Raw genomic sequence first — 4,927 nt, forward strand, 5'->3', positions numbered from 1 at the left:
TTCGCCGTGCTCGCCGCGCGGGAGGCGTGGGGCGACGCCGGATTCGTGGCGGGCGGCACGCGGGAGAGCGGGCTCGATCCGGAGCGGGTCGGTGTCAGTCTCGGCGCGATTCTCGGGGACGCCTCCGTCCTCGTCGGCGGCGACCGCAAACTGCGGGACAAGGGGCCGCGTGCCGTCTCCCCGCTCACCACCCCCATGACCGTGCCCTCGCAGGCCGCGTCCCAGGTCTCCCTCGACCTGCACATCACCGGCGAGGCCCGCACGGTCACCGCCGCGTGCGCCTCCGGCACCGAGGCGATCGGGGCGGCCATCGACCGCATACGGTACGGCCGGGTCGACATCGCCCTCGCGGGCGGGGCCGAGGCGGTCGTCACGCCGGCGATCATGGCGTCGTTCGCCGCGATGCGGGCCCTGTCCACGCACGGGCCGGCGGACGGTTCGTCTCCGTCACGGCCGTTCGGGAAGGACCGGGACGGGTTCGTGAACGGGGAGGGCGCGGGGGTGCTCGTCCTGGAGGCCGAGGAGCACGCACGCGCGCGTGGAGCGCGGATCTACTGCGAGGCCGCCGGTTGGGGACTGTCCGCCGACGCGCACCACATGGCTGCGCCGGATCCCACGGGTGCCGGGGTCGCGCTCGCGGTGCGGCGGGCGGTGCGGGACGCGGGCGGGCATGTCGTGGACGTCGTACACGTGAACGCTCATGCCACGGCGACGGTGGAGGGCGATCTCGCGGAGGCGGAGGCGCTGCGGGCCGTGTTCGGGCGGCGGGCCGTGCCCGTCACCGCGCTCAAGGGGCACCTCGGGCATCTGCAGGGGGCGGCCGGCGGGGTCGAGGCCGTGGCCACGGTGCTCACGTTGCATCACGGGGTGGTGCCGCCGACCGTGGGCGGCGGCGAGGGGCTGGACGAGGCGATCGGGCTGGATGTGGTGACGGGGGTGGCGCGGGAGTTGTCCGGGGCCGGAGCGGGGGCCGGGGATCTCGCGTTGAGCAACTCGTTCGGGTTCGGGGGGCACAACGCGGTGTTGGCGTTGCGGCGGGTGGCGTAGGGCCGCACCTTGCCGTCGTCCGTCTGCTGCTGCGTCGTGGCTGGTCGCGCCCACGCGGCGGAGCCGCATATCGACACAGCCCCGCGCCCCTTGGGGCGCTGCGGTCCCCTACGCCGTTCGCTTCCGTGGTGGCGTCTTCTTCGGCGGGGCTTTCTTCGCCGTCGTTTGCTTTGTCGTCGTCTGCTTCGTCGTCTTCTTGGTCGTCGACTTCTTGGCGAGGGGTCTGACGTCGGCCTTCTTGGCCGGTTCCGTGCCGCGCGACTCCTTCGCCTCGCGGACGCTCTTCTCCAGGGCCGCCATCAGGTCGAGGACCTTGCCGCTGTGGGCCGGGGCCGGGGAGTCGGCGGGCCGTTCGCCGGAGGCCTTGGCGGTGATCATCTCCTCGACGGCCTCGCGGTAGTCGTCGTGGAGGTCGGCGAGGTCGACCTCGCCCAGCGTGTCCATCAGGGCGTCCGCGAGGTCGAGTTCCTTGTCGCGGACGGTGACGCTGGTGTCGGGGGCGACGCCCTCGGGGACCCGGATCTCGTCCGGCCAGAGCAGCCCGTGCATGGCGATCACGTCGTCGACCACGCGCAGCATGCCGAGGCGTTCGCGGCCCCGCAGCGCGTACTTCGCGATGGCCACTTTCTGGCTGCGCTTCAGCGCCTCGCGCAGCAGTGTGTACGGCTTGGCGGCGGGGACGCCGTTCGCGGAGAGGTAGTAGGCCGCGTCCATCTGGAGGGGATCGATCCGGTCGGCCGGCACGAAGGCCACGATCTCGATCGTCCTCGCCGTGGGGATCGGCAGCTGGGCCAGGTCCTCGTCCGTGATCGGGATCATCGTGCCGTCCGCGTCCTCGTACGCCTTGCCGATCTCGGCCTGGGTGACCTCGCGGTCCTCCAGTTCGCAGACCTTGCGGTAGCGGATGCGACCGCCGTCCTCGGTGTGGATCTGGCGGAAGGAGACGGAGTGGCTCTCGGTCGCGTTCACCAGCTTGATCGGGATGCTGACCAGGCCGAAGGAGATGGCGCCGTTCCATATGGATCGCACCTGCCGCACCCGCCTTCCGATTCCGGCTCGCGTCCGATTTATCGCGTTTCCGTGGGATTCTCATCGTATGACGCCGATCACAGAGGTGGAGGGGCGAAGGCTCGCGCTCAGCAACCTGGAGAAGGTGCTGTACCCGGCGGACGGCTTCACCAAGGGCGAGGTCCTGCACTACTACGCGACCACGGCCGAGGTTCTGCTGCCCCATCTGCGTGACCGGCCGGTTTCCTTCCTGCGGTATCCGGACGGGCCCGGGGGCCAGCTCTTCTTCACCAAGAACGTGCCGCCCGGTACGCCCGACTGGGTCACCACCGCCGAGGTGCCCAGGTCGGAGGGGCCGGCCCGGATGGTGCTGGTGCAGGACCTGGCGTCCTTGATGTGGGCGGCGAACCTCGTCACCGAGTTCCACACCCCGCAGTGGGTGATCGGGGCGCCGGGGGAAGCCGACCGGCTGGTCTTCGACCTCGATCCGGGGGCACCGGCGACGGTCGTCGAGTGCTGCGAGGTCGCCCTCTGGCTGCGCGAGCGGCTCGCCGCCGACGGGATCCCGGCGTACGCCAAGACGTCCGGGGCGAAGGGACTCCATCTGCTGGCGGGGGTGGAGCCGGTGCCTTCGGAGCGGACCGTCGAGTACGCGAAGTCACTGGCCGTCGAGGCCGAGAAGGCCATGCCGCGACTCGTCGTCCACCGGATGACGCGGAGTCTGCGGCCGGGGAAGGTGTTCGTCGACTGGAGCCAGAACGCGGCACGGAAGACGACCGCCGCGCCGTACACCTTGCGGGCGCGGTCCGAACCGACCGTCTCGGCGCCCGTGTCCTGGGAAGAGATCGAGGCGTGCCGCTCCCCTCACCAACTCGCCTTCCTCGCCCCGGACATGGGCCCCCGCCTGCGGGTTCACGGCGATCTGCTCGCCCCGCTCCTCGACCCGGGGCACGCCGCTCCGCTGCCCTGAGTTCAGCGGCCTGAGTTCAGCGGGCTGACCAAAACGCGGAATTCCCCGGTCCGCCCCGGCGACAGGTCCACCCTTGGCCCAACAAAAACAGCCCAAGGGGGTCACCCATGAGTAAGGACCAGCATGGACTGACAGCACCACGCTCCCGCATCGTCCGCCGCGGCCTCCTCGCCGGCCTGACGGTCCTTGCCCTGGGCGCCGCGCCCTGGGCCCCGGCCGCCGCCGCGGTTTCCGCACCCGCCGCGAACGCCGAGGTGATCAACGACTGGAGCGAGACAGCCGTGGCCACGGTCAACGGCGACGCCAAGCGTCCCGGAGCGGAACAGTCCCTCTGGTACGGCTTCGTCTCGGCCGCCGTCTACAACGCGGTCGTCGGCATCGAGGGCCGCTACACCGAGTACAAGTGGCACGAGCGCGGGCCCCGGTCCGCCTCCCCGGAGGCCGCCGCCGCAGCCGCCGCCCACCGCATCCTGCTCACCTACTTCCCGGCGTCACAGGCCCGGCTCGACGCCGCCTACACCGCCTCCCTCGCGAAGATCCCCGACGGGACGGCCGAGAACCAGGGAGTCGCCTTCGGCGAGCGGGCCGCCGCGAGGATCGTGCAGTTGCGCAAGAACGACGGGCGCGGTGCCCCGGTCACGTTCGACAAACCGCCCGCGCCCGGAGTCTGGCGGCCCACCCCGCCCGCCAACGCGCCGATGGCCGTGCCGTGGCTCGCGAAGGTCCGGCCGATGCTGCTCGACTCACCGGATCAGCTGCGGCCGGGACCACCGCCCGAGCTCACTTCCAAGCGGTACGCAAGGGACTTCGCCGAGGTGAAGGCCATGGGCGCGAGGACCGGCTCGGCGCGGACCGCCGCGCAGACCGAGACCGGGCTGTTCTTCGGTGACGTGCTGCCGGTGCAGTTCCAGGCCGCCCTCCGCGGCTACAGCACCCGCCACGGGCTGGGCCTCGTGGACGCGGCCCGGCTGTTCGCGGCCGTGGGCACGGCAACGGCCGACGCCGCGATCACCGCGTGGAACACCAAGCTGACCTACGGCCAGTGGCGCCCCATCACCGCGATCCGGCTGGCCGACACCGACGGCAACCCGGCCACCGCACCGGACCCGTCCTGGGTACCGCTGCTCGACACGCCGCCCTACCCGGACTACATGAGCGGTCACTGCACCAACGACGGCGCGGCGATGCGCGTCCTGTCCCGCCTGACCGGCGGCGACATCGACTTCCGTATCTCGTCGGCCGTGACGGGCACCACCCGTACGTACGCGACCGCGGCCGCCTACAACCAGGACGTGATCAACGCCCGGGTCTGGGGCGGGATCCACTTCCGCACGAGCGACATCGTCGCCAACCGGATCGGCACGCGCATCGGTGACCTCACGCTCGCCCGCTACTTCAGGCCGCTGAAGTAGCTCACACCTTCCCCCACGTGTGCCGGTCCCGCGCCATCGCGTGCAGTGCCTCCACATCCGCCGGCTTCAACACCCCACCCGTCCTTGCCAGTCCGGGCAGTTCCGTGTCCTGGAGGACGCGGACCTCGCGGAGCGGAGTCGTCACCGTGACGTCGGCCGGACCGGCCAGGGCGAGGACCGGGTGGACCTCAGCGGTGAGGGCGTAGGACGCGCGGTCGGCGTCGGAGCGGACCCGGCGGAGCAGCGGGAGCGGGTCGCGGCGGCCCAGCGCGACCATGGGGTCGGCGATCCTGACCCGCTGCTTGCGGGCGTACAGCGTGTGTACGGCGAAGAGGCCGCCGGGGCCGATCACCAGGTGGTGGAGGCGGTCGCCGCCGGGGAGTGGGATGGAATGGAGGGCGTGCCAGCCCGCGCCGTCGAGATCGTCCAGGGCCTCGCCGACGGCCTGTTCGGCGGTCAGGGCGCGGCGGCGCTGGTCGGGGCGGAGCCG

General features: G+C 71.9%; 5 protein-coding genes. 3 read left to right on the forward strand and 2 right to left on the reverse strand.

Annotated elements, in window-relative coordinates:
* Positions 1–1,047 (forward strand): beta-ketoacyl-[acyl-carrier-protein] synthase family protein (locus tag R6V09_RS45840; RefSeq protein ID WP_317887405.1); only part of this gene is annotated, 1,047 nt, incomplete at its 5' end.
* Positions 1,048–1,155: 108 nt separating this feature from the next.
* Here the strand turns inward: R6V09_RS45840 and ku are convergent.
* Positions 1,156–2,076: a non-homologous end joining protein Ku gene (ku, locus tag R6V09_RS45845; protein WP_442810267.1), complete on the reverse strand. Its 921-nt coding sequence runs from the start codon at positions 2,074–2,076 to the stop codon at positions 1,156–1,158.
* A 67-nt stretch (positions 2,077–2,143) separates the two neighbouring features.
* On the opposite strand from ku, the gene ligD reads away from it, so the two are divergent.
* Together ligD and R6V09_RS45855 are read left to right on the forward strand one after the other, a co-directional pair.
* Positions 2,144–3,025 (forward strand): non-homologous end-joining DNA ligase, encoded by an 882-nt coding sequence (ligD, locus tag R6V09_RS45850; RefSeq protein WP_317887407.1) that lies wholly within the window; start codon positions 2,144–2,146, stop codon positions 3,023–3,025.
* Between the two features lie 107 nt (positions 3,026–3,132).
* Positions 3,133–4,437: a phosphatase PAP2 family protein gene (locus R6V09_RS45855; RefSeq protein WP_317887408.1), complete on the forward strand. Its 1,305-nt coding sequence runs from the start codon at positions 3,133–3,135 to the stop codon at positions 4,435–4,437.
* A 1-nt stretch (position 4,438) separates the two neighbouring features.
* Here the strand turns inward: R6V09_RS45855 and R6V09_RS45860 are convergent.
* The coding region (locus tag R6V09_RS45860; RefSeq protein ID WP_317887409.1) for a nuclease-related domain-containing protein at positions 4,439–4,927 on the reverse strand (489 nt) is incomplete at its 5' end.

Source organism: Streptomyces sp. W16 (genome assembly GCF_033194735.1).
In the GTDB taxonomy this organism is placed as follows: Bacteria; Actinomycetota; Actinomycetes; order Streptomycetales; family Streptomycetaceae; genus Streptomyces.

Excerpts from the sequence above, each read along its gene's own strand:
- ligD (WP_317887407.1), top strand. The coding sequence starts at position 2,144 with ATGACGCCGATCACAGAGGTGGAGGGGCGAAGGCTCGCGCTCAGCAAC.
- R6V09_RS45855 (WP_317887408.1), top strand. The coding sequence starts at position 3,133 with ATGAGTAAGGACCAGCATGGACTGACAGCACCACGCTCCCGCATCGTC.